This window comes from Amycolatopsis suaedae (genome assembly GCF_004214935.1).
GTDB lineage: Bacteria > Actinomycetota > Actinomycetes > Mycobacteriales > Pseudonocardiaceae > Amycolatopsis > Amycolatopsis suaedae.
Genome location: NZ_SFCC01000006.1, coordinates 300,960 through 326,759, shown reverse-complemented (window position 1 = coordinate 326,759; position 25,800 = coordinate 300,960). Strand labels below are relative to the sequence as shown.

Annotated in this window: 26 protein-coding genes; 14 read left to right on the top strand and 12 right to left on the bottom strand. The window is 69.8% G+C overall.

The genetic code is table 11. From position 1 onward, the window contains the following. Positions 1–100 precede the first annotated feature (100 nt). Positions 101–598, top strand: a complete 498-nt coding sequence (gene greA / locus EWH70_RS14070) for a transcription elongation factor GreA (RefSeq protein ID WP_130475798.1) — start codon at positions 101–103, stop codon at positions 596–598. 70 nt (positions 599–668) lie between these two features. After that, positions 669–1,460 carry an MBL fold metallo-hydrolase gene (locus EWH70_RS14065; protein WP_130475797.1) on the top strand — a complete coding sequence of 264 codons (792 nt, stop codon included), beginning with the start codon at positions 669–671 and terminating at the stop codon, positions 1,458–1,460. 9 nt (positions 1,461–1,469) lie between these two features. On the opposite strand, the gene EWH70_RS14060 is transcribed toward EWH70_RS14065, so the two are convergent. After that, positions 1,470–1,940 carry an Lrp/AsnC family transcriptional regulator gene (locus tag EWH70_RS14060; protein ID WP_130475796.1) on the bottom strand — a complete coding sequence of 157 codons (471 nt, stop codon included), beginning with the start codon at positions 1,938–1,940 and terminating at the stop codon, positions 1,470–1,472. Positions 1,941–2,060: 120 nt separating this feature from the next. Here EWH70_RS14060 and hppD point away from each other — a divergent pair, with 120 nt between their 5' ends. The 7 genes from hppD (at position 2,061) to EWH70_RS14025 (ending at position 10,536) form a co-directional block, all read left to right on the top strand. Further along, on the top strand, positions 2,061–3,269 hold the full coding sequence (gene hppD / locus EWH70_RS14055) for a 4-hydroxyphenylpyruvate dioxygenase (RefSeq protein ID WP_205669120.1): 1,209 nt from the start codon (positions 2,061–2,063) through the stop codon (positions 3,267–3,269). A 178-nt stretch (positions 3,270–3,447) separates the two neighbouring features. Beyond that, entirely contained in the window at positions 3,448–4,002 is a 555-nt protein-coding gene (locus tag EWH70_RS14050; RefSeq protein WP_130475795.1) for a YbaB/EbfC family nucleoid-associated protein, read from the top strand. 33 nt (positions 4,003–4,035) lie between these two features. Then, positions 4,036–4,344: a type VII secretion target gene (locus EWH70_RS14045; protein ID WP_130475794.1), complete on the top strand. Its 309-nt coding sequence runs from the start codon at positions 4,036–4,038 to the stop codon at positions 4,342–4,344. Further along, on the top strand, positions 4,337–7,945 hold the full coding sequence (locus tag EWH70_RS14040; protein ID WP_240686972.1) for a hypothetical protein: 3,609 nt from the start codon (positions 4,337–4,339) through the stop codon (positions 7,943–7,945). The genes EWH70_RS14045 and EWH70_RS14040 overlap by 8 nt, the downstream gene beginning before the upstream one ends. Before the next feature lie 134 nt (positions 7,946–8,079). Continuing rightward, positions 8,080–8,814, top strand: a complete 735-nt coding sequence (locus tag EWH70_RS14035) for an immunity 49 family protein (protein ID WP_276320559.1) — start codon at positions 8,080–8,082, stop codon at positions 8,812–8,814. A gap of 19 nt (positions 8,815–8,833) precedes the next feature. Beyond that, positions 8,834–9,676 carry a ferredoxin gene (locus EWH70_RS14030; protein WP_130475792.1) on the top strand — a complete coding sequence of 281 codons (843 nt, stop codon included), beginning with the start codon at positions 8,834–8,836 and terminating at the stop codon, positions 9,674–9,676. Positions 9,677–9,684: 8 nt separating this feature from the next. Beyond that, entirely contained in the window at positions 9,685–10,536 is an 852-nt protein-coding gene (locus tag EWH70_RS14025; protein ID WP_130475791.1) for an immunity 49 family protein, read from the top strand. Here the strand turns inward: EWH70_RS14025 and ilvA are convergent. Then, the gene (gene ilvA, locus EWH70_RS14020) at positions 10,518–11,723 is read right to left on the bottom strand and encodes a threonine ammonia-lyase (RefSeq protein ID WP_130475790.1); all 1,206 of its coding nucleotides are present in this window, start codon (positions 11,721–11,723) and stop codon (positions 10,518–10,520) included. The two genes, EWH70_RS14025 and ilvA, sit on opposite strands and share 19 nt — an antisense overlap. Before the next feature lie 97 nt (positions 11,724–11,820). Here ilvA and EWH70_RS14015 point away from each other — a divergent pair, with 97 nt between their 5' ends. After that, positions 11,821–12,099: a hypothetical protein gene (locus EWH70_RS14015; protein WP_130475789.1), complete on the top strand. Its 279-nt coding sequence runs from the start codon at positions 11,821–11,823 to the stop codon at positions 12,097–12,099. 558 nt (positions 12,100–12,657) lie between these two features. Here the strand turns inward: EWH70_RS14015 and EWH70_RS14010 are convergent. From EWH70_RS14010 to EWH70_RS13980, 8 genes are all read right to left on the bottom strand, one after another. Then, on the bottom strand, positions 12,658–13,815 hold the full coding sequence (locus EWH70_RS14010) for a cystathionine gamma-synthase (protein WP_130475788.1): 1,158 nt from the start codon (positions 13,813–13,815) through the stop codon (positions 12,658–12,660). Between the two features lie 10 nt (positions 13,816–13,825). After that, positions 13,826–14,209 (bottom strand): hypothetical protein, encoded by a 384-nt coding sequence (locus EWH70_RS14005; RefSeq protein WP_130475787.1) that lies wholly within the window; start codon positions 14,207–14,209, stop codon positions 13,826–13,828. Between the two features lie 38 nt (positions 14,210–14,247). Continuing rightward, entirely contained in the window at positions 14,248–14,853 is a 606-nt protein-coding gene (locus tag EWH70_RS14000; RefSeq protein WP_130475786.1) for a hypothetical protein, read from the bottom strand. Next, positions 14,850–15,065, bottom strand: coding sequence for a hypothetical protein (locus EWH70_RS13995; protein WP_130475785.1), 216 nt, complete (start codon positions 15,063–15,065; stop codon positions 14,850–14,852). Before EWH70_RS13995 ends, EWH70_RS14000 begins: the two co-directional genes overlap by 4 nt. An 86-nt stretch (positions 15,066–15,151) precedes the next feature. Continuing rightward, a complete protein-coding gene (locus EWH70_RS13990) occupies positions 15,152–15,571 on the bottom strand; it encodes a hypothetical protein (protein ID WP_130475784.1) in 420 nt (139 codons plus the stop codon). Then, entirely contained in the window at positions 15,565–16,140 is a 576-nt protein-coding gene (locus EWH70_RS13985) for a hypothetical protein (RefSeq protein WP_130475783.1), read from the bottom strand. Before EWH70_RS13985 ends, EWH70_RS13990 begins: the two co-directional genes overlap by 7 nt. A gap of 116 nt (positions 16,141–16,256) precedes the next feature. Beyond that, on the bottom strand, positions 16,257–17,627 hold the full coding sequence (locus EWH70_RS35460) for a hypothetical protein (RefSeq protein WP_165436254.1): 1,371 nt from the start codon (positions 17,625–17,627) through the stop codon (positions 16,257–16,259). 115 nt (positions 17,628–17,742) lie between these two features. Then, complete coding sequence (locus tag EWH70_RS13980; protein ID WP_130475782.1) at positions 17,743–19,113, bottom strand: cystathionine beta-synthase; 1,371 nt, start codon at positions 19,111–19,113, stop codon at positions 17,743–17,745. A 96-nt stretch (positions 19,114–19,209) separates the two neighbouring features. Between EWH70_RS13980 and EWH70_RS13975 the strand changes: the two genes are divergently transcribed. Then, the gene (locus tag EWH70_RS13975) at positions 19,210–20,430 is read left to right on the top strand and encodes an acetyl-CoA C-acetyltransferase (protein WP_130475781.1); all 1,221 of its coding nucleotides are present in this window, start codon (positions 19,210–19,212) and stop codon (positions 20,428–20,430) included. Here the strand turns inward: EWH70_RS13975 and EWH70_RS13970 are convergent. Then, entirely contained in the window at positions 20,427–21,668 is a 1,242-nt protein-coding gene (locus EWH70_RS13970; protein ID WP_130475780.1) for a YeeE/YedE family protein, read from the bottom strand. The two genes, EWH70_RS13975 and EWH70_RS13970, sit on opposite strands and share 4 nt — an antisense overlap. A gap of 274 nt (positions 21,669–21,942) precedes the next feature. On the opposite strand from EWH70_RS13970, the gene EWH70_RS13965 reads away from it, so the two are divergent. Beyond that, a complete protein-coding gene (locus EWH70_RS13965; RefSeq protein ID WP_130475779.1) occupies positions 21,943–22,410 on the top strand; it encodes a hypothetical protein in 468 nt (155 codons plus the stop codon). 69 nt (positions 22,411–22,479) lie between these two features. On the opposite strand, the gene EWH70_RS13960 is transcribed toward EWH70_RS13965, so the two are convergent. Next, positions 22,480–23,328, bottom strand: a complete 849-nt coding sequence (locus tag EWH70_RS13960) for a Bax inhibitor-1/YccA family protein (RefSeq protein WP_130475778.1) — start codon at positions 23,326–23,328, stop codon at positions 22,480–22,482. Positions 23,329–23,691: 363 nt separating this feature from the next. On the opposite strand from EWH70_RS13960, the gene EWH70_RS13955 reads away from it, so the two are divergent. Both EWH70_RS13955 and EWH70_RS13950 read left to right on the top strand, forming a co-directional pair. Continuing rightward, positions 23,692–25,098: a SpaA isopeptide-forming pilin-related protein gene (locus tag EWH70_RS13955; protein ID WP_130475777.1), complete on the top strand. Its 1,407-nt coding sequence runs from the start codon at positions 23,692–23,694 to the stop codon at positions 25,096–25,098. Positions 25,099–25,101: 3 nt separating this feature from the next. Then, on the top strand, positions 25,102–25,800 hold the full coding sequence (locus EWH70_RS13950) for a class F sortase (protein ID WP_130475776.1): 699 nt from the start codon (positions 25,102–25,104) through the stop codon (positions 25,798–25,800).

Here is a 25,800-nt window from a genome sequence, read left to right as displayed (position 1 = left end):
CCCCAGGCGGGCCGTGTTTTTCCTTTATCTCAGCCGCGCTGGCAAGCCACGTCAGCGGGGCGCCGGCCTGTATACCCAGGTCGGCAGGCCCTACGAGGAGATGGTGACCGTGAGCGACACCCAGGTGACCTGGCTGACCCAGGATGCCTACGACAGGCTCAAGAGCGAGCTCGAGGAACTCATCGAGAATCGTCCGGTCATCGCCGCGAAGATCAACGACAGCCGCGAAGAGGGTGACCTCAAGGAGAACGGCGGGTACCACGCCGCTCGTGAGGAGCAGGCGCACCAGGAAGCCCGGATCCGTCACCTGCAGGAGCTGCTGCGTGCCGCCAAGGTCGGCGAGGCTCCGGCCAACGACGGAATCGCCGAGCCCGGCAAGGTTCTGACCGTGCGATACGAAGGCGACGACGAGGACGAGAAGTTCCTGCTCGCCACCCGCGAGGAAGGCGCCGAGGGTCCGCTCGACGTGTACTCGCCGGAGTCCCCGCTCGGCCGGGCACTGCTCGGCGCGAAGGAGGGCGAGGCCCGCGAGTACGAGCTCCCCAACGGTAAGACCCAGAAGGTCACCCTGGTCAAGGCTGTGCCGTACGCGGACTGAGCTGTCGACCGGCCCGCTCCTGCGAACATTGTTATGTAGGAGCGGGCCGTTTCATGTCTAGGATCTGCTCGTGAGCACGCTTCCCATCTGCAAGACCTGCGCCATGCAGTACGCCGAACCCCGGCAGGACTGCCCCATCTGCACCGACGAGCGGCAGTACGTGCCAGCGAGCGGTCAGCAGTGGACCGACCTGGCCACGATCCGCGACGGGTTCACGGCGCGGGTCGAGGATCAGGGCCCGGGCTTGATCGGCATCGGCACCCACGAGCGGCTCGGCATCGGGCAGCGCGCGTTGCTGGTCCGCGCCGGGTCGGGCAACTTCCTGTGGGACTGCACCGCGTTCATCGACGACGCGCTGGTCGAGCGGATCAACGCACTCGGCGGCATCACCGGGATCGCCATCAGCCACCCGCACTACTACTCGACGATGGTCGAATGGGCACACGCCTTCGACGTGCCGATCCACCTGCACGAGGGCGACAAGCAGTGGATCGGGCGGCCGGACCCGAAGATCGAGCTGTGGAGCGGCACCACGCTGCGGCTGGCCGACGACCTCGAGCTGATCAACCTCGGCGTGCACTTCACCGGCGGGACCGTGCTGCACTGGAGCGAGGGTGCGGGCGCACTGCTGTCCGGCGACATCGTGCAGGTGATCCCGGACCGCACCCACGTCGGCTTCATGTACAGCTACCCGAACCTGATCCCCGAGCGGCCCAGCGTCGTGCGCAGGGCGGCCGAACTGCTGGAGCCGTACCGGTTCGAAGCGCTCTACGGCGCCTGGTGGGAGTCCGGCATCCCGGCGGACGCGCACGAGATCGTGCAGCGCTCGGCGCGCCGCTACCTGGAGTACGTGCGCGACTGACCCTGGTCGTCAGCTTCCCCTGGCGACGCGCTCCAGCAGCGGGCGCACGCGCGGCGGCACGGGGGTGGACAGGGCGATCGAGGTGGACGTCCGCAGTACGTCCGGCGCGCCGACCACCTTGTCGATGACCCGCTGCAGGTCGTCGTTGTCGCGGGCCACCATCCGGATGAACAGGTCGCCCTGGCCGGTGGTGGCGTGCACCTCGCAGACCTCGTCGATGGCGGTCAGCGCGGCGACGACCTCGGCCCGCCTGCCCTGCGCGATCTCCAGCACGGCGAACGCCGTCAGCCCGTAGCCCATGGCCGCGAGGTCCAGCTCGGGCGGGAAGCCGCCGAGGATCCCGCGTTCGGTGAGCCGGTCCAGCCGCGCCTGCACCGTGCCGCGGGCCACGCCGAGGCGGCGCGCGCATTCCAGGACGCCCAGCCGGGGCGAGTCGGTCAGCAGCAGCAACAGCCGTGCGTCGAGGGCGTCGACAGCCACCGGTCACCTCCTGCGCAGTATGCCCACACTATCCACACACAGCGTGAGATCACTGAGCATATTGCGCAATGAATTCTTCGGCCATTGCGCATCTTGCCCGACAGCAGCATCCTTCGAGACATGACCCACACACTGGACCCCCACGAGGCATCCGCGGGGATGGACGACGTCAGCTACGACCAGCTCCGTCAGCTCGTCGGCCTGGTCGACCACGACTCCTCGGCCGACCCGTTCCCGGTCAAGGCCATGGACGCGGTGGTGTTCATCTCCGGCAACGCCACCCAGACGGCCTGGTTCTACCAGGTCGCGTTCGGCATGCAGCTGGTCGCGTACTCCGGCCCGGAGACCGGTGTGCCGGAGCGCAAGTCGTTCGTGCTGAAGTCCGGCTCGGCACGGTTCGTGATCAACGGCGGGGTGAAGCCGGACTCGTCGCTGCTGGACCACCACCGCAGGCACGGCGACGGCGTCATCGACCTGGCGCTCGAAGTGTCCGATGTGGACAAATGCATCGCGCACGCCCGCTCGCAGGGCGCGACGGTGCTGGAGGAGCCGCACGACGTCAGCGACAACAACGGCACCGTGCGGATGGCCGCCATCGCCACCTACGGCGAGACCAGGCACACCCTGGTCGACCGGTCCCGCTACAACGGCCCCTACCTGCCGGGTTATGTCGCCAAGCGGAGCACCGTCAAGCGGCCCGAGGGCGCGCCGAAGCGGCTGTTCCAGGCGGTCGACCACTGCGTCGGCAACGTCGAGCTGGGCAAGATGGACTACTGGGTGGAGTGGTACCACCGGGTCATGGGCTTCGTGAACATGGCGGAGTTCGTCGGCGACGACATCGCCACCGAGTACTCGGCCCTGATGAGCAAGGTCGTCTCCAACGGCAACCACCGGGTCAAGTTCCCGCTCAACGAGCCGGCCATCGCCAAGAAGAAGTCGCAGATCGACGAGTACCTCGAGTTCTACGACGGCGCGGGCTGCCAGCACATCGCGCTGGCCACCAACGACATCATCGGCACGGTGACCGCGATGCGGAACGCGGGCGTCGAGTTCCTGGACACCCCCGACTCGTACTACGACGACCCGGAGCTGCGGGCCCGGATCGGCGAGGTCCGCGTGCCGATCGAAACGCTGAAGGAGCACCGGATTCTCGTCGACCGCGACGAGGACGGCTACCTGCTGCAGATCTTCACCAAGCCGATCGGCGACCGCCCGACGGTCTTCTACGAGCTGATCGAGCGGCACGGCTCGCTCGGCTTCGGCAAGGGCAACTTCAAGGCCCTGTTCGAGGCCATCGAGCGTGAGCAGGAGCGCCGAGGCAACCTGTAGTTCCCCATCCGTGAAGGGGGCCCTCACGGCGTCTGCTGCCGTGAGGGCCCCCTTCACGGCATTCTTGGGGACCGGCGGACTGTGACACTAGGCTGTTCGAACGCGACTCGGGCTCGGTGGAACCACGGAGTCCGGGGTGCCGTCAGTATGGGTACGCAGCACCGTGGGAAGGGCTCTGATGCCGGACAGCGTCGACGCCAGCGAGCAGATGGTGGCGAACTGGACCCGACAGGTCCAGGAAGCAGCCACGCGTTACCAGGCGATGGCCGCACGCATGGAGGGCCAGGTCGTCACCGAGCGGTCGCGCGACAACCTCATCGAGGTCACCGTCAACTCGAAGGGCCTGGTGACGAACATCGCCATCGCCGAGGCCGCGAGCGGTAAGCGGATGGCCGAGGTGTCCTCGCAGATCATGCGGCTGATCCAGAAGGCGCAGTCGCGGATTCCCGAGCTGCTGCAGCAGGCGATGGCTGAGACGGTCGGCACCGCCGACAACACGGCCAACTCCGTCATCGCGCAGGCGCAGAGCACGTTCCCCGCCCCGCCGCCGGAGGAGGATCCGACGCCCCCGGAACCCGAGCGCCACCTGCGGTTCGGGCCGGAGGACGAGGAGGAGCCACCGGCCCGCCCGCCGGCACCGCCACAGCCGAAGCCGATCCCCCGCCGGCGCCGCACCAGCGACGACGACGATGACGATGACGACGAGGGCTTCGACGGGCGGATCCTGCGGTAGCGGACAGGTGTGGGGACGGAGAGGGGAGACACCATGGCAGGCAAGGGTTTCGAGCTCGGCGCCGACCTGACGGCGCACTCGCAGCAGCTCGGCGGGATCACCGACTCGCTGCGCCAGGCCGTCGACGCGGCCCAGCAGGTCAGCATGCCGACCGACGCGTACGGCATCCTCTGCCAGCCGTTCCGGATGATGCTCGACCCGGTCGAGCAGTACGGCATCGACGCGCTGAACAAGGCCGTCGAGGCCATGGAGTCCGTCTCCGAGAAGGTGAACAAGGCGGCGAAGTCGTACCAGGAGTTCGACACGAACGTCGAGCAGGGCTGGAAGTCCAGCGATGTCTGAGCCGAATCCACTGGTCGCCAAGGCCCCGACCGACGGCGACGGCCCCGGACCACTGACCGCGGGCAACAGCGAGTACGGCTACGCCGCCGGCATCGGCGTCGCCGAGTCGGCGATGGACGCCTTCAACGGCATCAAGGACGGCAACTGGGTCGCGGGCGGCCTCGGCGTGCTGAGCCTGGCCGGCGAGATGGCCAGCGCCGCGATCGACCCGTTCGGCTACCTGATGTCGTCGGTGGCGTCGTTCCTGATGGAGCACATGCAGCCGCTGAAGGACATGCTCGACTCGGTCGCGGGCGACCCACCGGTCATCCAGTCGTACTCGGAGACCTGGGGCAACATCGCCAAGTCGCTCGAAGAGACCAAGGTCAACTACGAGAACAACGTCAAGAACGGCACCGCGGGCTGGACCGGGGACGCCGCGGACGCCTACCGCAAGGAAGCGGCGGAACAGGCCGAGGCCATCGCCGCGGCGGCCACCGTCGCGGGGACCGTCGGCACGGTCGTGATGATCTTCGGCGAGGTCGTGGCGTTCGTCAGGGAGTTCATTCGCGAGCTGATCGCCGAGGCCGTCGGCAAGCTGATCTCGTGGGTGATGGAGACGGTGTTCTCCCTCGGCTTCGGCACCCCGGTGGTCGTCGCGCAGGCCGTCACCGCGATCGCCGAGTGGGCCGCGAAGATCGCCAAGAAGCTCGACGACCTGTGCGACACGATCCGCAGGGTGTCGCCGCTGCTGGGCAAGCTGGCCGACGTCTTCGTCAAGATCATCAAGATCTTCGGCAAGATCACCGGCAAGCTGACCGGGCTCGACGCGCTCAGCCCGAAGCGGATCCAGGGCGACAGGTTCCTCACCCGTGGCCGCGGCGGTGACGGGCCGGACGGCGGCGGCGCGACGCCGGGATCGGGCCGGGGCGACGGGCCCGACGGCTCGAACGGTTCCGACGGCCCGGACGGTTCCGGTCCGTCCACACGGGACGGAAGTTCGCCGGACGGCAGCTCGTCCGATCCCGGCGACGGCCCGAGCAACGTGCGGTCCGACGGCGACACCCCGAGCACGCGGTCCGACACCGGCGGCCCGTCGCCGCACAGCCGCACGGACAGCCCGGCGCCGGGCAACACCAGGCCGGACGGCGAATCGCCGAGCCCGGGCAGCAGGCCGGACAGCAACTCGCCAAGCCCCGGCTCCCGGCCCGACAGCGACACCCCGAGCCCCAGCTCCCGGCCCGACAGCAGCTCGCCAAGCCCGAGTTCCCGGCCCGACAGCGACACGCCGAGCCCGGGCAGCAGGCCCGACAGCTCGCCGAGCCCCAGCGCCCGGCCCGACGGTGACACGCCGAACAGCAGGCCGGACTCACCGAGCCCCAGCTCGTCCCGGCCGGACAGCGACACGCCAAGCCCCAGCAGCAGGCCCGACAGCTCGCCGAGCCCGAGCGCCCGGCCGGACAGCGATTCGCCAAGTCCCAGCTCGTCCCGGCCCGACAGCGACACGCCAAGCCCCGGCAGCAGGCCCGACTCGCCGAGCCCGCGGTCCGACGGCGGCGACGCGCCCAGCACCCGATCCGACACCGGCGGCCCGTCCGGCGACGGCCCGCGGTCCGACACGCCGCCCAGCCGTACCCCGGACAGCAGCACGACCTCCAGCGGCACCGCACCGACCGCGCCGCCCCCGTCCAGGGTCGGCGACGCCGGCCCCGGCGGTGTGCCACCGCAGCGCGGCGGCCCCGACGGTTCGCCGCAGCAGAGCGGGCCGGTCGGCGGCGGCATGGCGCCCGGAGCCCATCCCGGCGGCGCCGGATCGCCCGGCGGCGTCGGCGGCAGGCCCGGCTCGTCCGGCCCTGCCGGCTGGACCGGCACCCCGGGTACCCGTACGCCGGACGCACCCACCCCGCGTACCCCGGACGCGCCCGCCCCGCGCACTCCCGAGCCCGGCAGGCCGCACTCCCCGGCGCAGCCGCACCAGGCTGCACGCGGCGAGTTCGGTCCCGGCACCGGTGGGCATCCCGACGGTCCGCACGGTGACGGCCCCGACCTGACCCCGGAACGTCCACTGACGCCGGACGAGGTCAACCAGCGGCACTCGGAGAGCACGCCGTCGGGCAGTTCGTACCACCGGGGCGACCCGGACATGGGCGATCTGCCGCAGCGGGTCCGGCCCGACCCCGACGGCCGCTACACGGTCGACGTGCACGTCACGCCGGACGGGCACGCCCGCATCGGCAACCGGCTCTACACCCCCGAGCAGTTCGCCGACATCCTGCGCCGCAACGGCGACTACGACGGCCGCCCGATCCGGCTGATCGGCTGTGACGCGGGCTCGAACGACTTCGCCAAGCGGCTCTCGCGGGAACTCGACACCGAGGTGATGGCGCCGAGCAAGCCCGCGTGGACGGACTCCAGCGGCCGCGTCTTCTCGTCGGACTACGAGATCGGCCCGGACGGCAAGGTCCGCCCCAAGATCCCGCCGAACGGCGAGTGGGACATCCACAGCCCCGACGGCACGTCCCGGCGCGTCGGCGACGACGGCTTCACGCCGGACACCTCGCACGCCGATAAGCAGGACGTCGACGGCGACGACGCTGTCGCACGCGGGAAGCGCTACATCGACGACGAGCCCGTCGCCATCGAGCGGCGGGATCCGCCCGCGTCGATGCAGGAGAAGATCAACGACAAGGCCTACCGGGACAAGTACTACGACGGTCCGCACAAGGACGGCAGTTACACCCGCAAGAACGCGGACCAGACCGACTACAACGACGAGCCCGTCAAGAAGATCCGGGAGAACACGGACAAGCCCGAGAACTCCCCGGAACGGTTCGAGCAGAAGTCGGACGACTACGAAGAAGCCCGGTACCACAAGGATCGCGAAGTCGAGCACCCCGCGACCACGAAGCAGAAGGAAGACGCACAGGATCTCATCGACCGGCGCGCGGAGGCGAACCAGCGCGCGAGGGAAGCCGAGTCCACCTACCAGGACGCGAAGGAGAAAGGCACCCTCACCAACGAGATCGAGGTCGAGCGGTCGACCGCTCACAGGGACCGCACCAACGCGGGCGAGGACCTGGGCGAGCACGCGGCCAGGGACGCCGTGGCCGACAAGTACCCGGCGAAGGACTACGAGGTCACCGAACTTCCGGACCCGGCACGCCACGGCGACAACACCCGGGTGGGTGAAAAGCCCGGCTCCGGCAGGTTCGACCAGATCTACGAGGTCACCGACCGGAACACCGGGCAGAAGCACATCGTCGTCGTCGAGGCGAAGGGCCCGAACGCGGGCCTCGGCGTGCGTAGCGGCGCCACCGACAGCCTCAAATACGAGCAGGGGCATCCCGAGTACGTCAAGAGCATCATCGAGAACATGCGGCTCAACGGAACCGAAGCGGAGAAAAACCTCGCCGAGGACCTCGACCGTGCGATGCGGCGCAACACGTTGGAGTACTCGGTGGCGAAGGCTCGGGTACGCGAGGAAGACCTGCTCGACAGCGACGGGAACAAGATTCCCGACCCCGACAACCCCGGCAAGTACAAGCAACGGCAAGTGTACGGTGGCTACAACTTGAAGGAATTCGATCTGTCACCCAGGCCGCCCAGGAACAACAGGGAGTGACACCGTTGGTGCGTACAATTGCCCGGCACGACATCGATGAGGTCAACGCCGAAGAGACCGTCAAACGACTGGCGGGGCGCGCCCACGAAGCGCGAGAGGACATCGAGGAGATCCCTCTCGGGTTCGAATTCGCGATGAATCGGTCGCTGGACGAATTCGCCAACCGGTGCGTCGGCGACCCGAGGGCCGCCTGGAGTGAAACGTGGTACGTGTTCGTCCGTGCGATGCAGGCGTCCTCGGCCTTCTTCCTGGCAGCCAGCAAGCCCGAGGGCGAGGAAATCGAGTTCCGCTACGGCGAGGACACGATCCGCAGGCCGGCTACCGGGGCGACGAGGGAAAGTCATGCTGCGAACTGGCTGACCGCCATGTACCTGAACATGATCGGCAGGGAACGTCAGCGGATCGACCTGCTGGCCGGTGTTCCGATCGACCTGCTGCGCGAGTCCGGGCCGCAGTACGACGAGTTCCTGTTCTCCTGGGTGCACGCACTGCAGGTCTACTGGCGCGGGGAGGACGGCCTGATCGACGCCGTTCTGGAGGCCATGCGCGGTACCGAGCCAGAACGGCTGCAGCGCTTCGAGGCCGAGCCCGTGCTGCAGCTCTACTACCCGCCGATGGAGCTGTTCTATCTGCTGACCCAGCGCGAGGACGCCAAGTTCAACGATTCGCTGGCCACCGCGCTGGAGCTGCACAAGCGATACTGGACGGCCGAAGAGGAACGCCTGCGTAACCCCAGGGGTTACGTGGCGCTCGGGCCGCTCGCCATGGCGTGCCTCGCACGCGACGCGGGCGTCACCATCGAGGTCGAGTCGGACTACCTGCCGATCCACCTTCTGGACGGCACCCGAGTCGGCGAGATGTCCACCTGAGAGGCGGAAAGGCGACACGATGAGCCAGCCACCGCAACCACTGACCGAGCAGCAGCGGCAGCAGCTGATCTGGCAGGCCGGTCACGCGCTGGCGAGCGCCATCGCTCCCGGCTGGCAGCAGATGCGGTTCGAGTACCGGGCGGTGGGCAGGCACGTCGAGGCCGACCTGCTGGTCACCGGCCACGACGGTCTGCCGTATCCGGCGCAGCCGCACCCCGAGGCCGTGCGGCTGGCCGGGATGCTGCGGGCGGGCATGTACGAGCCAGGGCGCGGCACGTGGCTGGGCGCCATCGTGGTGTACGGGCAGTCGACGGTGCTCAGCACGGACTTCATGTACGACCTGGAACCGCCATGGCGGCAGGCTCCACCACCCGTCGGGTTCACCGACGAGCTGCGCTTCTTCCCCCGCGCCGACGAGCACCTGCCCGGCTGGCTGCGTGAACGTGCCGGACTCGCGCCCCTCCCGGTGGCGACCCCGCCTGCCGAGACGGCCGACGCGCTGCGTACGCCCCGCGTCTACGACGGCCTGGACGACTCCGGGCGGCCGGTGGTGAACCGGGAACCGCTCACGGCCGCGGAACGGGAGCGGGTGCTGGCGTACCTGGACAACGCACCGGTCGTGCTGGCGGCGCGCTCGTTCAGCGCCGACGCGTTCGACCCCAGCCGAGAGCCGTCGGTGCCGATGAACTTCCGCACCGACGGAAGCTGGTTCTGGCCCGGAGCAGTTGCCTACTACCTGCGTGAACACGAGCTGCCGCCGGATCCCGAGTTCCTGGCGCACATCCGTGCCCGCCAGTTCACCATGCCCGAGGTGGAGGAGTCGCAGCGCGACCTGGCCATCGCGGCGATAACGCAGCAGTAGGGCGATTCATGACGACCGTGCCGAGGCACGAGGTGAACAGCGACGCCGCGGCGAAGGTGGTCGAGGCCCTGGCAGCGAAGAACGCCGACGACATCGACCGGATCGAGACCGACCCCGGCGCGCTCAAGAGCATCTTCCGACGCGGCTTGAAGCTCACTCGGTACCGCACCGTGCTCGATCCGACCGCGGCAGAGGCAGTGACGTGGCTGGAGCTGCGGATCGCCGCGCAGGCCGGCACCGCGCTGCTCCGGGCGGCGGCAGGTGAAGGCGAGATCGACGCCGTAGTGGCCAGGCCGGTGCGGTTCCCGGCGACGGGTCCCACGTCATACGCCAACGCGGGTACGTGGCTCACAGTCACCTGGCTGGCCGTGATCGACCGCAACGACACGTTGCTCCGGCAACTGGCCGCGATTCCCCTCGACGCACTGCGGGCGTCCGGTGCCGAGCACGACGCGTACCTGTACCCGTGGGTCGAGACTGTGCAGAACTTCCTCGTCAACCGCGAGGTCACCGCCGAGCTGTTCGGCACGGTGATGGACGGCACCGACCCGGACACGGTCCAGCGGACCGCACCGGAAGTAATGCTCCGGCTGATCTACCCACCGATCGAGATGTTCTACCACCTGCTGCGCAGAGACTCCGGGAAGTTCACCGACTCGCTCGCACGCGCTGCGGAACAGCACAGGAGGTTCTGGACGGGCAACAGGGAACTCGCCGCGGACCCCGGCGGCTTCGTCGCACTCGCGCCGCTGGCTGTCGCCGTGCTGGCCAGGTCCGCCGGAATGACCGTCGATGTCGAATCCGGGTACCTACCGGCGAACTTCCTGCGGGGCACCCACCGTCAGGCCATGATGACGTAGCCGGCGCGCTGCAGTTCGGCGGCGACCTCGGCGCGATGCCCCGGCCCGCGGGTTTCCAGGTTGAGTGCCACCTCGACCTCGCCGAGGGCGAGTGCCCCGGCGATACGCGAGTGCTGCACGTCCAGCACGTTGGCGCCCAGCTCACCGACCCGCAGCAGGACCGCGGCCAGTGCTCCGGGCCGGTCGGGGACCTTCAGCCGCAGCTCCAGGTACCGGCCGCCCGCGGTCATGCCATGCTGGATGATCTGCAGCAGGAGCAACGGGTCGACGTTGCCACCGGACAGGACCGCCACCACCGGTGGCTCGAACGCGCCGGGGTGCTCCAGCAGGGCGGCAACCGTCGCCGCGCCCGCGGGTTCCACGACGAGCTTGCGTCGCTCCAGGCACAGCAGGACGGCCCGGGACAGCGACTCCTCGGTCACCGTGACGACGTCGTCGACCAGCTCGGCGACGTGGGCGAAGCTCACCGGGCCCGGCTCGCCGACGGCGATGCCGTCGGCCATGGTCGGCAGGTCGTGCAGCCGCACCGGTGCGCCGGCCGCCAGTGACGGCGGGTAGGCCGCGGCCGCGGCGGCCTGGACACCCACCACCCGCACGCCCGGCCGCTGGGGCTTGACGGCCGCGGCGATGCCGCCGGCGAGCCCGCCGCCACCGGTCGCGACGAGGATCGTGGCGACGTCCGGCACCTGCTCCAGGATCTCCAGTCCGACGGTCGCCTGCCCGGCGATGATGTCCGGGTGGTCGAACGGGTGAATGAACACCGCGCCGGTCCGTCCGCCGAACTCCACCGCCGCGGCCAGCGTCTCCTCCAGCACGGAGCCCTGGAGGTGCACGTCGGCGCCGTAGCCGCGGGTGGCGGCCAGCTTGGGCAGGGCGACGCGCTCCGGCATGAAGACGGTCGCGCTCGTCCCGAGCAGCGACGCGGCCAGCGCGACGCCCTGCGCGTGGTTGCCCGCGCTGGCCGCGACGACGCCTCTGGCCCGCTCCTCGTCGGTGAGCCCGTGGATGCGGGTGTAGGCCCCGCGCACCTTGAACGATCCAGTGCGTTGCAGGTTCTCGCACTTCAGGTGGACCGGGCCGCCGTGCAGGTCACGCAGGTCCCTGGCGTGTTCCATGGGCGTTTCCCGGACCACGCCGGCCAGCAGGTCCCGTGCTTCGTTGATCCGGTCCAGGCTTACGAGCCGCATGACAGGCGATGATGACAGCCTTCGAGCGGCTGCGGGCGCCAGCCCGGGGACGCGCTATCCTGTGAGATGCACGACCTCGACGACCAGGGAGCAGCGCATGCCACGGGGGACCACGGCAAAGGTGGTGGCGAAGCTGCGCGGGTCACGGTCTGGCACGGTGCCGATGGTCGCGGCCGTCGCGTCGGCGCTGGCGCTCACCGGCGCCGCCTTCTACACGGTCGAGCACGCCGGTTGCTTCAACGCGGGCCAGTACATCCGGCATGACAGCCACATCGAGCTGGTCGGCGGCTGCGTCGACGGTTCGCAGCTGCCCGGCGTCGCCCCGACGCCCAAGCCCGACCCGGTGGAAGCCGAGCACAGCAACTACCGCCCGTAGCGGCCTCGCGCCAGGCGTGCACACGCCTTCACGGCGTCTCATGTCCAGGGTCCCGGCAAGGTCCGTCGCGGGGCAGGCGAGGTGGCTGGTCTCGAGCGTGGAACTCACGTACCGGAACGCAGAACTCGCGTGCGTGAGCGCAGAACTCACCATGTGGACGTCGGTTCTCACGTGGTGCCGATCGCCCATGTGAAAGGCCGTTCGCGCGAGTCCTCCGTTCCCGACCCGCGAGTTGCACGTTCCCGCCTACCCGATCCCACCACCTGACACGCCGGTTCCAGATCGCGAGACCCAGCCCTGCCCTCGCCTGGCGAACGGACCGCTCGCGCGGCCGCGCCGGACCGGAACGCGAGTTTCGCGTTCCTGGACACGTCATTCGCGTTCCTGAACACGACACTCATCATCCGAACCTGGCGTCCCAGCCTGTGAACGGCGCACCGCGCCAACGGGCCATTCGCCGCGAGGCTCGTGTTCAGGAACGCGAGCCTCGGCTTCCGGAACGCGAATGACGCGCTCCGGACCACCCGGCCTTGCCGGGCCCTGGCATACGAGGGAGCCTCAGCCGAGTGCCGCGGTCAGGTCTGCGACCAGGTCACGGACGTCCTCGATACCGACGGACAGGCGCAGCAGCTCCACCGGCACCTGCAGCATCGACCCGGCGACGCTGGCGTGCGTCATCCGCCCGGGGTGCTCGATCAGCGACTCGATGCCGCCGAGCGACTCGGCGAGGATGAACACCTTCGTCCGGGCCGCGGCGTCCAGTGCGGCCTGCTCACCGTCGGCGTGGGTGAACGACACCATGCCGCCGAACCTGCGCATCTGCTTGGCGGCGACCTCGTGGCCGGGGTGCTCGGGCAGGCCCGGGTAGTAGACCTTCGCCACCTTCGGATGAGCTGTCAGTGCCTCGACGACCCGCTCGGCGTTGTCGCAGTGCCGCTCCATGCGTACCGCGAGGGTCTTCAGGCCACGCAGCGTCAGCCACGCGTCGAACGGCCCCGGCACCGCGCCGGAGGAGTTGCGCAGGAAGAACAGCCGCTCCCGCAGCTCGTCCTCGTTGGTGACGACGACGCCGCCGACGACGTCGGAGTGCCCACCCAGGTACTTGGTCGTCGAGTGCACGACGACGTCGGCGCCGTGCTCGAGCGGGGTCTGCAGGTACGGCGTGGCGAACGTGTTGTCCACGACCAGCCGGGCACCCGCGCCGTGCGCGACGCCCGCTAGCGCGGCGATGTCGGCGATGCCGAGCAGCGGGTTGGTCGGCGACTCGCACCAGATCAGCTTGGTCTGCGGCCGGACGGCGGCGCGGACGGCGTCCAGGTCGGACAGGTGAGCGACGGTGTAGTCGACTCCCCACTCGGTCAGGACCTTGTCGATCAGGCGGAACGTGCCACCGTAGGCGTCGTCGCCCAGTACAAGATGGTCGCCCGGCCGCAACAGCGTGCGCAGCACGGCGTCGGTCGCCGCCATTCCGGAGGCGAAGGCCAGCCCGTGCCGCCCGCCCTCCAGCGACGCGATGGCCCCCTCGAGCACCGTGCGCGTCGGGTTCGCCGTGCGCGAGTACTCGTAGTCGCCCTCCCGGGTGCCGCCGACACCGTCCTGGGCGTACGTGGACGTCTGGTAGATCGGCGTGATGACGGCGCCGGTCCGCGGGTCGGGCGCCTGCCCGGCGTGGATGGCGCGTGTCTCGAACCCCAGCTTCGACAAGTCCTCAGCCATGCCGCAGAGACTACGCCGAACGGGCCAGCCAGGCGCTGGTGGGCTGAACAAGGAGCAGCACTATGTCGACCGGGATCATGACGGCCAGCAGAACGAGCTCGAAGCTGAACGACGTGAACGGGCCAAGGAGAGACCTGTCGACACTCCGTAGGATAGCGACGACTCCGAGGCCGGCCATCGTTCCGATGTTGCCGATGATCACCAGTACGCGTCCGGTTGCCTTGCGCAGGAACAGCAGGATCGCGCCCGACACCAGCAGGCCGGCCAGAAGGAGGCAGCCGACCAGCAGCACAACCCGGAGGGGACTTGTCGCGAGCAGCAGGAGCACGACCGATGTACTGAGGTGCGCGGAGCTGATCAAGATCGCGAGTCCGCCCGCCAGGATCGCGGTCATGCCGTTCGGCGGTCGACCAGCGGAGTACGGCGGGTAGGTCATCCCTGCGGCCCACCCCAGTACTGCTGCTGCGGCGGGTACGGTCCCGGCCCGGGCATCATCATCGGCGGCTGCGGCTTCGCCGCGCCCACCCACACCGCGGTGGGCTTGACGATCGCCAGGACCAGTGTGGCGATGGCGGGTGCCATGGCGATGAGAGCCGTCAGGCTCCGGCCGGCGAAGCCGACACCGACGTGCAGATGCTCGATGTAGCCCAGGGGCACAAGGGACAGCACGAAGAGTCCGAGCGCCACACTACTGCCGACGATCGTCAACATGCGGCCTGCTGGCTTGCGCATGAAGAGCAGGATCCCGCCGGGCGACAACAGGCCGGCCAGCACGAGGTTCAGCACTAGCGGAATGGTGGTCCCCACGGTGAACCGGTAGTCGAGGATGTCGATCACCACCAGAATGGCGGCAGTCAGGTGGAACAGCCCGCCGACGAGCGCGAGAACTCCCGCGGTGATGGCGGTTCCGCCGCTCGGCTTCTGCTGCGGGTAGCCCGGCTGGGGCGGATAACCCGGCTGCTGCGGGTAGCCCGGCTGCTGGGGGTAGCCCGGGTGCTGGGGAAACCCGGGCTGCTGGGGAAACGGTGGATACGTCATCGAAGTGGCCTCCCCACCGGCTGGGCGACGTCATACCTGCCGACAATCGCGATGATCGATCCGATGAGCAGGAGCACGATCATCACCGTGGAGATCACCCCGGTGACGCCCAGGCCCGTCACCGCCAGGGCACACGCCCAGCTGACGATCTGCAGCAGACCGAAGATCCCGCCGCCCTGCGACCGCGCCGGCGGTGGCTGCGCATAGTTCATCGCCGTCCCTCCCTCATGGCCCAAGCCATCCCTGGACGTGAGGGTACTCCAGCTGTAGTCGCTCCGTCACTGCCGGTGGAACGCGACTAGCGAGTCGTCGCCGACGTCACCCATCGCCGGGTCGACGGAGCCAGCGTCAGCAGCAGCGCCAGCACGGCGGGCGCACCGATGACCAGCAACGCCCTGCCGGTGAACGAGCCCGTCCCCACGGCGAAGCCGGTGGCGAACACGACGTACATCAGCAACGCCGCCACCTCACCGCCGATGAGCAACAGCCGTGCGTACGGCCGGCGGACACACAGGTGCACGGCTCCGACCAGCAACGCGACACACACCGCGGCATTGACGACGAGGGTGAACGCCGAGGCGACCGTGAGCCCGCTGTCGAAGGCGTCGAGCACCATGACGATTAGCCCGAACGCATGGAAGAAGCCGCTGATGGCAGCGAAGACAGCGGCCGTGATCGCCGTGCCGCTGCGTGGTTCGGAGGTCTGCGCACTCACCATGTCTGCGGAGGATAGCCCTGCATCGGCGGCTGGCCGTACGGCTGGGTGGGGCGCGGCTTGTAGGTGAGGTACTTGAACGTCGGCGGCAGGATCGCGAACAGCAGCGTGAGCACGCCGAGCACCAGCGCGGCGAAGTGCCAGATCGCCGGCTCGCTGTCGAAGGTGAAGATCGCCTCGAAGTAGCGGTCGAACCTGCTCATCGGGAACAGGGCGGGCTCCAGCATGATCGAGGTGAGCGTCAGGACGGAGCCGAGGATCAGCAGGATGGCCCCGAACACGGCGCGGAAGAACGTGACGAGCGCGCCGATCAGGAGCAGGAGCGCCGCACCGAGGTACAGCGCCAGCACGGTCAGCACCTCGCCGGGAAGATCGCCGATGCCAGCGCCGGACGGCAGGACGATGAACGCGCGGATCGGGATGTACGCGCTGGCGATCGCGGCGAACAGGCCGAAGATCGCCGCCGTGATCGCCGTACCGCCGCCCGGACGCGACTGCTGCGCCGCCGGGTAGCCGTACCCGTAGCCCGGTGGCGGCGGCTGCTGCGCCTGGTACCCGTACGGATTCGTCACGGCTCCCCCAACTGCTCGGCGGATTCAACGGCGCTCACCCTAGCGGGCGAACACCCGACGTGGGGACAAAACGAATGCCCCCGGCCGATCGGCCGGGGGCATCCGGAATCAGGAGGTCACCACTGCGGGGGCTGCTGCCCGGGCGGCGGACCGCCGAAGCCGCCGGGCTGGCCCGGCTGCTGCTGACCGGGCTGACCCGGCTGCGGGAACCCGCCACTCGACGGCCCCTGCTGCGGCTGCCCGAATCCGCCGCTGGGCGGACCCTGCGGCGGCTGGCCGAAGCCACCGGGCTGGCCGGGCTGCCCCGGCGGCGGGCCGAACTGCCCCGGCTGACCGGGCGGCGGACCGAAGCCGCCACCGGGCGGCGGGCCGAAGCCGCCGGGCCCACCCGGGCCGGGACCGAACGCCGAGCCGCCACCGCCGAGACCGACGTACTGCGCCGTGGCGGGAATGAAGCCCAGCACACCGACGATGAGGATCAGCAGACCCATGATCAGGTACAGGATCGCCGTGCCGAGGCTCTCCGATCCACCGACCATCCGCTCGAACTCGCTCGAGACGGTCGTACCGATCATGAGCAGGATCCCGAAGACGAACATCAGGAAACCGCCGCCGGCGACCGCACCCGGCGCCACCTTCTTGAAGATCGCCGAGAGCTTGCCGGCGAGCGCGAGCAGCACTCCGCCCGCGATCGCCGCGAGCGCGCCAAGCATGATCAGGATCAGGTAGAAGGTCATGGTGCCGGGAGAAACGATCCCGGCCTTGTCGAGGAACTCGTCGACAGCCCCGTCGTTCGGCGCACCTTCCAGCAGGTCCGACAGGTCGCTGACGTCGCCGAGGTCCACGAACGTGAAGATCAGCGCGATCAGGCCGAGCAATCCGACGACGGCGCCCGCGATCAGGCCGAACATCGAGTTGTTGCCACCGCCCTGCTGGCCACCGGGGCCGGACGGGCCGAAGCCGCCGGGCTGACCGGGCGGCGGCGGGAAGCCGGGCTGCCCCGGCGGCGGGCCGAACTGCCCCGGCTGACCGGGCGGCGGGCCGAACTGGCCACCGGGCTGCTGCCCCTGCCCCTGCGACGGGTCGAACCCGCCGGGCTGCCCCGGGAAGGGCTGCTGCTGGAAGCCGCCGGGGTTGTCCGCGGCGCTGGGCGGCGGGGCGTACGGGATGGCCGGAGGTGGCTGCGAACCGGGTGGCACCAGCTGCGTGGAGTCCGCGCCCTGCTCACCGCCGCCACCACCCACGGGCGGCACGACCTGCGTGGCACCGGCGTCAGGCGCCTGGCCTGGCTGCGGCGGCTGGACGACCTGGGTCGGCTCCGGTCCGTCGAACTGGCCACCACCCTGCGGCGGCTGACCCGGCTGCACGACCTGCGTCGGCTCTGCCTGGCCGAACGGGCTGTCCTGCTGGGGCTGCGGCCCACTCGGCGGGCCCTGTTGTGGCTGGCCGCCACCCCAGGGCTGGTTGGGAGGCTGGGGAGCGCTCATGTGGGTCTTGAACCCCCTTGACGAGGAATTGTCCTTCTCACTCGGGGCACACGCTATCGGATACCCGGGTAGGGCGCTCGTAACGCCCCGGCCCGGACACCCGATGGAACACAGATCACCTTCCGGCGAGGAACGCCAGCAGGTCCTGCCTGGTGACCACTCCGGCCGGCTTGCCGTCGATCAGCACCATGGCGCCGTCGGCGGCCGTCAGCGCCTTCATCGCCGAACTGACCTGCTCACCACCGCCGATCGTGGGCAGCGGCGGCGACATGTGCGTCTCCAGCCGGTCGGCCAGCGCCGCCTTCCCGGTGAACAGGGCGTCCAGCAGATCACGCTCGTTGACCGCGCCGACGACCTCGGCCGCCATGACCGGCGGCTCCGCGCTGACCACCGGCATCTGGCTCACGCCGAACTCCCGCAGGATGGACACCGCCTCGGCGACGGTCTCGTTCGGGTGGCTGTGCACCAGGTCGGGCAGCGAGCCGTCCTTGCGGCGCAGCACATCGCCGACCGTGGCCTGCGTCGAGTCCGGCGGGAGGAAGCCGTAGGACGACATCCAGGAGTCGTTGAACACCTTGGTCAGGTAGCCGCGGCCGCCGTCGGGCAGCAGCACGACGATGACGTCGTCCGGACCGCCGCGCCGGGCCAGTTCCAGTGCGGCGGCGACCGCCATGCCGCACGAACCGCCGACCAGCAGGCCCTCCTCGCGGGCCAGGCGGCGGGTGATGTCGAACGAGTCCGCGTCGGTGACGGCGATGATCTCGTCGGCGACGCCGCGGTCGTAGGTGTCCGGCCAGAAGTCCTCGCCGACGCCCTCCACCAGGTACGGACGGCCGGTGCCACCGGAGTACACCGAGCCCTCCGGGTCCGCGCCGACGATGCGCACGCGGCCCTCGCTGACCTCCTTGAGGTACCTGCCGGTGCCGGAGATGGTGCCGCCGGTGCCGACGCCCGCGACGAAGTGCGTCACCTTGCCGTCGGTCTGCCGCCAGATCTCCGGGCCCGTGGAGTGGTAGTGGCTGGCCGGGTTCTCCGGGTTGGCGTACTGGTTGGGCTTCCAGGCGCCCTCGATCTCCCGGACGAGCCGGTCGGAGACGTTGTAGTAGGACTCCGGGTGCTCCGGCGCGACCGCCGTCGGGCACACGACGACCTCGGCGCCGTAGGCCTTGAGCACGTTGCGCTTGTCCTCGCTGACCTTGTCCGGGCAGACGAAGACGCACTTGTAGCCCTTGCGCTGGGCCACCATGGCCAGCCCGACGCCGGTGTTGCCCGAGGTCGGCTCGACGATGGTGCCGCCGGGACGCAGCTCGCCCGACCGCTCGGCCGCCTCCACCATGCGCAGCGCGATCCGGTCCTTGACGCTGCCGCCGGGGTTGACGTACTCCACCTTGGCCAGCACGAGCGGCTGTAGCCCCTCGGCCAGCGAGTTCAGCTTGACCAGCGGGGTGTTGCCCACCAGGTCGACGATGTGTTCGGCGTATTCCACGCGGTCAGGGTAGCCCCAGGGGCTTGCTTCTGGCGGATCACGAGGCAGGATGGGGTGAGCGCCCGCTTAGTAACGTCACCTGTTGGAGTCAATCGCATGCCTGAAGCAGTGATCGTGTCCGTCGCCCGTTCCCCGATCGGGCGGGCCAAGAAGGGGTCGCTGGCGGATATGCGGCCCGACGACCTCGCCGCGCTGATGGTGCGCGCGGCGCTGGACAAGGTGCCACAGCTCGACCCGGCCGACATCGACGACCTGATGCTCGGCTGCGGTCTGCCGGGTGGCGAGTCCGGGTTCAACATGGGCCGCGCCGTCGCCGTCGAGCTGGGTTACGACCACCTGCCGGGGTGCACCGTGACCCGGTACTGCTCGTCGTCGTTGCAGACCACCCGCATGGCGCTGCACGCCATCAAGGCAGGCGAGGGCGACGTGTTCATCTCGGCCGGGGTGGAGACGGTCTCGCGGTTCGTCAACGGCAGCTCCGACTCGTGGCCGGACACGCACAACCCGCTGTTCGCCGAGGCCGAAGCCCGCACCCAGCGGACGGCCGAGACGGGCGCGGACAGCTGGACCGACCCGCGGGAGAGCGGCCTGCTGCCCGACGTCTACATCCCGATGGGCCAGACCGCGGAGAACCTGGCACGGCTGAAGAACGTCTCCCGCCAGGAGATGGACGAGTTCGGCGTGCGGTCGCAGAACCTCGCGGAGAAGGCCATCGCCGACGGCTTCTGGGCCAAGGACATCACGCCGGTCACCAAGCCCGACGGCACGGTGGTGGCCGCCGACGACGGCCCGCGTCCCGGCGTCACGCTGGAGGGCGTCTCCGAGCTGAAGCCGGTGTTCCGGCCCGACGGCCGCATCACGGCAGGCAACTGCTGCCCGCTCAACGACGGCGCCGCCGCGCTGGTGATCATGTCCGACACCAAGGCCAAGGAGCTGGGCATCACGCCGCTGGCACGCATCGTGTCGACCGGCGTTTCCGGGCTGTCGCCGGAGATCATGGGCTACGGCCCGGTCGAGGCGTCCCGGCAGGCACTGGCCAGGGCAGGCAAGCAGATCGGTGACATCGACCTGGTCGAGATCAACGAGGCGTTCGCGGCCCAGGTCATCCCGTCGTACAAGGATCTCGGCATCGAGCTGGACCGGCTCAACGTCAACGGCGGCGCGATCGCCATCGGGCACCCGTTCGGGATGACCGGCGCGCGGATCACCTCGACGCTGATCAACTCGCTGCAGCACCACGACAAGCAGTGGGGCCTGGAGACGATGTGCGTCGGCGGTGGCCAGGGCATGGCCATGGTACTGGAGCGGCTCTCCTAGCAGACACTGTCCGCCGGCTTCGGGTTGCCGAGGCCGAACAGCGGGCGCAGTTTCAGCCCGATCCAGGTGCCGCCCAGTGCGAACACGCCCCACAGCCAGCCGTGCAGGCTGCCGGTGGAGATGCCGCCGAGGTACGCGCCGATGTTGCAGCCGCCCGCGAGCCGTGCTCCGACACCCATCAGGATGCCGCCGAGCACGGCCGCGAGCGCGGTGCGCCACGGGATCTGGCTGTGGATCTTCCACGCACCCGCTGCCGCTGCCGCGACGGCCGCGCCGATCATGATGCCGATGTTGGTCAGGCTGGTCTTGTCCGTCCAAATCGGACCCGCCAGCGACTTGGCGTTGGCCTGGCTCTGCCAGAACTCCCACGTCTCCGGGTGGAAACCGAGTAGCTGCAGGATCTTCGCGCCCCACAGGGCGAACGCGGACGTCACGCCCCAGATACCCCCGGACACGAGGAAGACCGCCCCGGCGAGCACGCCGAGCACCACCGCCCCGACCAGCATCGGCCACGATCCGCGGAGCACCCTGACGACGCCGCGGGCGGTCGGCACCGCGGCGGTCGGTGGCGGGTTGCGGCGGGCCTGGACGAGTTTGGTGACGTAGACGATCCCGGCCAGCACGGCGATCGTGATGGCCCACGAGCCGAACCAGCCGACGTGGTCGGCGAGCACGACGCCGGGCAGCGCCGGCCAGCCGTCCAGCAGCGGGAACGCCCAGGTGTAGAGCACCGACCCGGCGATGAAGCCGCCGAGGGTGAGCACGATCGTCGACTGCCCGGAGCCGACCGCGAACAGCGTCCCCGACGCGCAGGCACCGCCGAGCTGCATGCCGATGGCGAACAACACGGCGCCGACCAGCAACGCGAGGCCGAGCGGCCCGCCGCTCACCTTCGGCACCGAGCCGAACAGGCCGGACCCGGTCGCCACGATCAGCGCGATGAGCGTGGTGGCCGTGCCGAGCAGCAGCGTGTGGGCACGCAGGCCCTGGCCGTTGCCGACGGCGATCAGCTGCCGCCACGCCGAGGTGAAGCCGAACCGGGAGTGGAACAGCGCGAAGCCGAGTCCGAGGCCGAGCGCGAGCAGCACCCCGAACTTCGGGCCGTGGGCGGCCCAGACATACCAGGTGAGCCCGGCGGCCAGCACGCCCGCGACGGCCAGCGGAACGGGCCGGGCGGGCTCGGCGGGCTTCGGCAGCGGTGCGGCGCAGGAGGTCTGGAACGTGGTCTGGGTGCTCACGGCGCAAGGCTAGGTCGGAGCATGGGGTCATTTCCCGGTGTCTCACACCGCAGGACGCCAGGTGGGGCCTGCCCCATGGCACGGTCGTTACTTGCGGCCTAGCGTCCTGAGTCAGAAATACGCTGGGCGCCTCGACGGCCCAGCTTCCCGCCGGCGGCGTTGCCGGACCGCCCGAGTACGGTCCAGTACGAGGGCGATCCGGCGCCTTGCCGGCGGAAACCTGGATCCGCCGAGCCACGCAGCAACTTCTGACTCACGACGCTAGCGTGAGTCCATGAGGTACTTGCTCGCGCTGTTGCTGACGCTGTTGGGGTCCGGCGGTCTGGTGCTGGGCATGTTCCGGTCCTGGCGGGAGGATCGCTCGGCGAGCGACTTCGCGCTGCGGGACGTGTTCACGCAGTCGCCGACGACCACCGAGGCCGGGTTCTTCACATCGGTCGCCGTGTTGTTGCTGGCCGCCGTGGTCGTCGGGCTGTTCGGCGCGCTGGTCCGGTCGAGGGTGCTGCTGGGCCTGGCGACGCTCGCCGCGCTGGTGCCGACCGGCCTGTGGGCGCTGCAGGCCGCCGACGGGACGTTCGAGATCCCCGGGCTCCGGGACGGTTTCACCAACGCCGCGGCCGGCGCGGGTCTGCTCCTGCTGGCCACGGTGGTCACGGCCCTGCGCCGCCGCCGCGCCGCCGAGCCCGCCGCCGAGACCGAGCCCGCCCCCGGCACCCCGCGCCCCTGGAACGAGGCCCGCTGACAGAACGCCGCGCGCAAGCGAAAGGGGCGCCCCGCCGTGGCGGGACGCCCCTTCCTGGAAGAGCCGAGATCAGTCGCTCGACTGCAGGTAGGACAGCAGGCGCAGGATCTCCAGGTACAGCCAGACCAGCGTGGTCATCAGGCCGAACGCGGCGAACCAGGCCCACTTCGAGGGCATGCCCTCGCGGATCATCTCGTCGGCCATGTTGAAGTCCAGCAGGAAGCTGAACGCCGCGATGCCGATCACGACGAGGCTGAAGATGATGGCGATCGGGCCACCGTCCCGCAGCGGGTTGAAGCCGAAGAAGCTGGTGATGAGGTTGACCAGCATCAGGATGGCGACACCGACGACGGCGCCGACGATCCACTTGGTCAGCTTCGGGGTGACCTTGACTGCACCGGTCTTGTAGACGATCAGCATGCCGATGAACACACCGGCGGTACCGACGATCGCCTGCAGCGCGATGCCCGGGTAGACGATCTCGAACAGCCCGCTGATGGCACCGAGGAACACACCTTCGGCAGCCGAGTAGAGCAGCGTCATCACGCCACTCGGCTTCTGCCGGAAGATCATCACCAGCGACAGCACCAGGCCGACGAGCATGCCGCCGACCAGAGCACCGATCAGCGCACCACTGACGCCGACCACCTGGCCTGCGCTGTTGAGCGTCAGCTGGGTCTGGGCCCAGAAGGCCGTGATGACACCGGTGAGCAGCGCCACACCGAGGCTGAGGCCGGTCTTGATGACTACGTCGTCGACCGTCATCGGACGGTCTGCGGAGCCGGCGGGCGCCTGCGGCGGACCGTAGCCCGGCACGCCGCCCTGCGGCTCGTTGAAGCCTACGTTCGGGCCGAAGCCGCCGTACGCCGCATTGCGCGTCGGCAGCCTGCGGAACGCGGGGTTGCTACTGGAACGCACCTGATCCTCCTGGATCTACTGGCACCTGCATGACGTCAACGACCGCGGACGGCGGCCTGTTCCCGTCGGTAAAACCGACTTTACTCACAAAGGTGCCCGCAGTCCCGGCCACTATGCCAGTGACCGTCGGTCACGTTTCCATCGACACTTCGCTCAGCTGGCCTATTGCACCGAAGGCCCAGGTAGGTGACCCTCGCATGGGCGTGCCCGGAACGTGTCGGGGCGGTGACGGGTCGTGCAGCGGCGGTGAAGCCTGCACAGACCACCCGGCACCTGTGGGTGACAGGGGTAACTGGGGCAAGAAGGGCGCGCTCACCAGGCGTGTTCGCACGCACAGGCGCGATCGAAGGAGACCTGCACGAAATGGGGCGGACCAGACACCCGGGCAGACGCCTGCTCGGGTTGATCGGCGTGAGCCTGCTCGGCGTCCTCTCGCTCGGCACGATGGCCACGCCGGCCCTCGCCGCTGAGCAGAACGGGCCCGGCATCGAGATCAAACCGGGCCAGCGCTGGAGCAACAGCGACCACAACTACCACCTGGGCGCCTACATGGTCGGCGGCAAGCAGGTGTTCTGCGTGCAGTTCGCCATGGACGAGCCGGACGCCAACGAGAAGTTCGAGCCCGGCGGCGACCTGACGACCAAGTGGGGCGACGCGCTCTCCCCCGAGGTCGCGGCCAAGATCTCCTACCTGCTGCTGCGTTACGGCAACACGAAGGACAACAACGAGGCGGCCGCGCTGGCGCACCTGCTGCACAAGTACACCGCCACCCCGCGCAACGAGGGTGACCTCGACGACAGCCTGCCGTCGGACAAGATCGGCTACAACGTCGGACTGCACGAGGCCCAGCTCAAGAAGGCCGGTGCCGACGGCGACGTCGCCAGGCTGGAGAAGGACGCCGAGGCCAACCGCGGTCCGTGGAAGGTCGAGCTGACCGCCCCTAAGGGCGACCAGGCGATCGGTGCCCCCGGGGACTGGACGGTCACCGTCACCAACGCCGCGGGCAAGGGCGTCGCCGACGTCCCGATCGAGCTCACGCTGACCAATGCCACCGGCCCGGACGGCAAGGAAAAGCTCACGGTCAAGACCGACAAGGACGGCAAGGCGACGGCGAAGGTCACGCCGTCGGCGGAGGACGTCACGGTGGCGGGGAAGCTGTCCGTGCCGGCCGACAAGCCGCAGGTGCAGAAGGCCGTCGGCAAGCCGAAGACCCAGCGCGTGGTGGCCACCGGCGGGGAGAAGGAGCACAAGCTCTCCGGCAAGACCAAGGCCAAGGGCGGCAAGGTGTCGGTCACCAAGGTCGACGCCAAGACCGGCAAGGGCATCCCGTCGGTCGGCCTGCGGCTGACCGGTGAGGACAAGAAGTCGCCCGCCCTCGGCGCGAACGGCAAACCGCTGGTCGACCCGGAGGGCAAGCCCGCCGTGCTGACCACCGGCGCCGACGGCGTCGCCGTCGCGGAGAACCTCAAGACACCGCAGAAGATCTGCATCGTCGAGGCCACCCCGCCACACGGCTACAACTTCGACCCGAACAACCCGCCGTCGGCCTGCGGCGAGGTCAAGCCGGGCGAGACGCTGGCGCTGAAGATCGACAACGTCCCGAGCGAGGTCCCCAGGACGATCCCGGCGGGCTCGGAGCCCAACGTGATCGCCCAGGGCGCCACGACGTCGGCACCGCCGGTGGCCGCGCTGGCCGCCATGGGCGTGCTCGCCGCGATCGTCTCCGGCCTGGTCGGTTTCGTCGTCCGACGGCGGTACGGCCAGCGGTAGTCCATGTCCGGCCGTCGTCCCCGCCGTGAGCTGGTCGCACCCTTCCTACTGGGTGCGGCCAGCTTGCTGGCGCTCGAAATAGCCGTCGCGGTGGTCGTCGCCGAACCGCGGACGGAGACCGTCGCGGGCTCGGCGCGGGCGGCAACGGCAGCCGTGGCACCCGCGCAGGCGGCCGCCGCGGCACCGGCGGCACCGCCACCCGCGCCCGGCACGGCCACCACCCCGAAACCGCAGTCGCCCGCCCGGCAGGACGCCGGGCAGCGGCCGAACAGCATCCGGCTGCCCGCCGGTGGCTCGGCGACCCTGGTGCGCAAGGAGGTCCAGGGGCCCAACGCCGTGCTGCCCGTCCCCGACGATCTCGGTGAGGCGACCTGGTGGGGCGCCGGGCTCGCCGCGTCGAACGGCGCGAGCGTGTTCGCCGGGCACGTCAACTGGCACGGCAGGGTCGGCCCGTTCGCCGAGCTGTGGGCGACCCGGATCGGCGAGCAGGTGACCGTGCAGGACGCGAAGGGCAAGACGTTCACCTACCGCGTCGCGCAGACCCTCACGCTTGGCAAAGACGAACTGCCGTCACGCGCCGACGCGTTGTTCAGCCAGCAGGGCAAGCACCGCATCGTGCTGGTCACCTGCGGCGGACGCTGGCTCGGCGGCTCGACCGGATATGCGGAGAACCGGGTGGTCATCGCCGAGCCGATCGACTGA

Excerpts from the sequence above, each read along its gene's own strand:
- EWH70_RS14010 (WP_130475788.1), bottom strand. The coding sequence starts at position 13,815 with ATGGCTGAGGACTTGTCGAAGCTGGGGTTCGAGACACGCGCCATCCAC.
- EWH70_RS14015 (WP_130475789.1), top strand. The coding sequence starts at position 11,821 with ATGCCACGGGGGACCACGGCAAAGGTGGTGGCGAAGCTGCGCGGGTCA.
- EWH70_RS14050 (WP_130475795.1), top strand. The coding sequence starts at position 3,448 with ATGCCGGACAGCGTCGACGCCAGCGAGCAGATGGTGGCGAACTGGACC.
- EWH70_RS14000 (WP_130475786.1), bottom strand. The coding sequence starts at position 14,853 with ATGACGTATCCACCGTTTCCCCAGCAGCCCGGGTTTCCCCAGCACCCG.
- hppD (WP_205669120.1), top strand. The coding sequence starts at position 2,061 with ATGACCCACACACTGGACCCCCACGAGGCATCCGCGGGGATGGACGAC.
- EWH70_RS13990 (WP_130475784.1), bottom strand. The coding sequence starts at position 15,571 with ATGGTGAGTGCGCAGACCTCCGAACCACGCAGCGGCACGGCGATCACG.
- EWH70_RS14035 (WP_276320559.1), top strand. The coding sequence starts at position 8,080 with ATGAATCGGTCGCTGGACGAATTCGCCAACCGGTGCGTCGGCGACCCG.
- EWH70_RS13965 (WP_130475779.1), top strand. The coding sequence starts at position 21,943 with ATGAGGTACTTGCTCGCGCTGTTGCTGACGCTGTTGGGGTCCGGCGGT.
- greA (WP_130475798.1), top strand. The coding sequence starts at position 101 with ATGGTGACCGTGAGCGACACCCAGGTGACCTGGCTGACCCAGGATGCC.
- EWH70_RS14040 (WP_240686972.1), top strand. The coding sequence starts at position 4,337 with ATGTCTGAGCCGAATCCACTGGTCGCCAAGGCCCCGACCGACGGCGAC.
- EWH70_RS13950 (WP_130475776.1), top strand. The coding sequence starts at position 25,102 with ATGTCCGGCCGTCGTCCCCGCCGTGAGCTGGTCGCACCCTTCCTACTG.
- EWH70_RS14005 (WP_130475787.1), bottom strand. The coding sequence starts at position 14,209 with ATGACCGCGATCCTGGCGGGCGGACTCGCGATCTTGATCAGCTCCGCG.
- EWH70_RS13955 (WP_130475777.1), top strand. The coding sequence starts at position 23,692 with ATGGGGCGGACCAGACACCCGGGCAGACGCCTGCTCGGGTTGATCGGC.
- EWH70_RS14025 (WP_130475791.1), top strand. The coding sequence starts at position 9,685 with ATGACGACCGTGCCGAGGCACGAGGTGAACAGCGACGCCGCGGCGAAG.
- EWH70_RS14030 (WP_130475792.1), top strand. The coding sequence starts at position 8,834 with ATGAGCCAGCCACCGCAACCACTGACCGAGCAGCAGCGGCAGCAGCTG.
- EWH70_RS35460 (WP_165436254.1), bottom strand. The coding sequence starts at position 17,627 with ATGAGCGCTCCCCAGCCTCCCAACCAGCCCTGGGGTGGCGGCCAGCCA.
- EWH70_RS14045 (WP_130475794.1), top strand. The coding sequence starts at position 4,036 with ATGGCAGGCAAGGGTTTCGAGCTCGGCGCCGACCTGACGGCGCACTCG.
- EWH70_RS13995 (WP_130475785.1), bottom strand. The coding sequence starts at position 15,065 with ATGAACTATGCGCAGCCACCGCCGGCGCGGTCGCAGGGCGGCGGGATC.
- ilvA (WP_130475790.1), bottom strand. The coding sequence starts at position 11,723 with ATGCGGCTCGTAAGCCTGGACCGGATCAACGAAGCACGGGACCTGCTG.
- EWH70_RS13975 (WP_130475781.1), top strand. The coding sequence starts at position 19,210 with ATGCCTGAAGCAGTGATCGTGTCCGTCGCCCGTTCCCCGATCGGGCGG.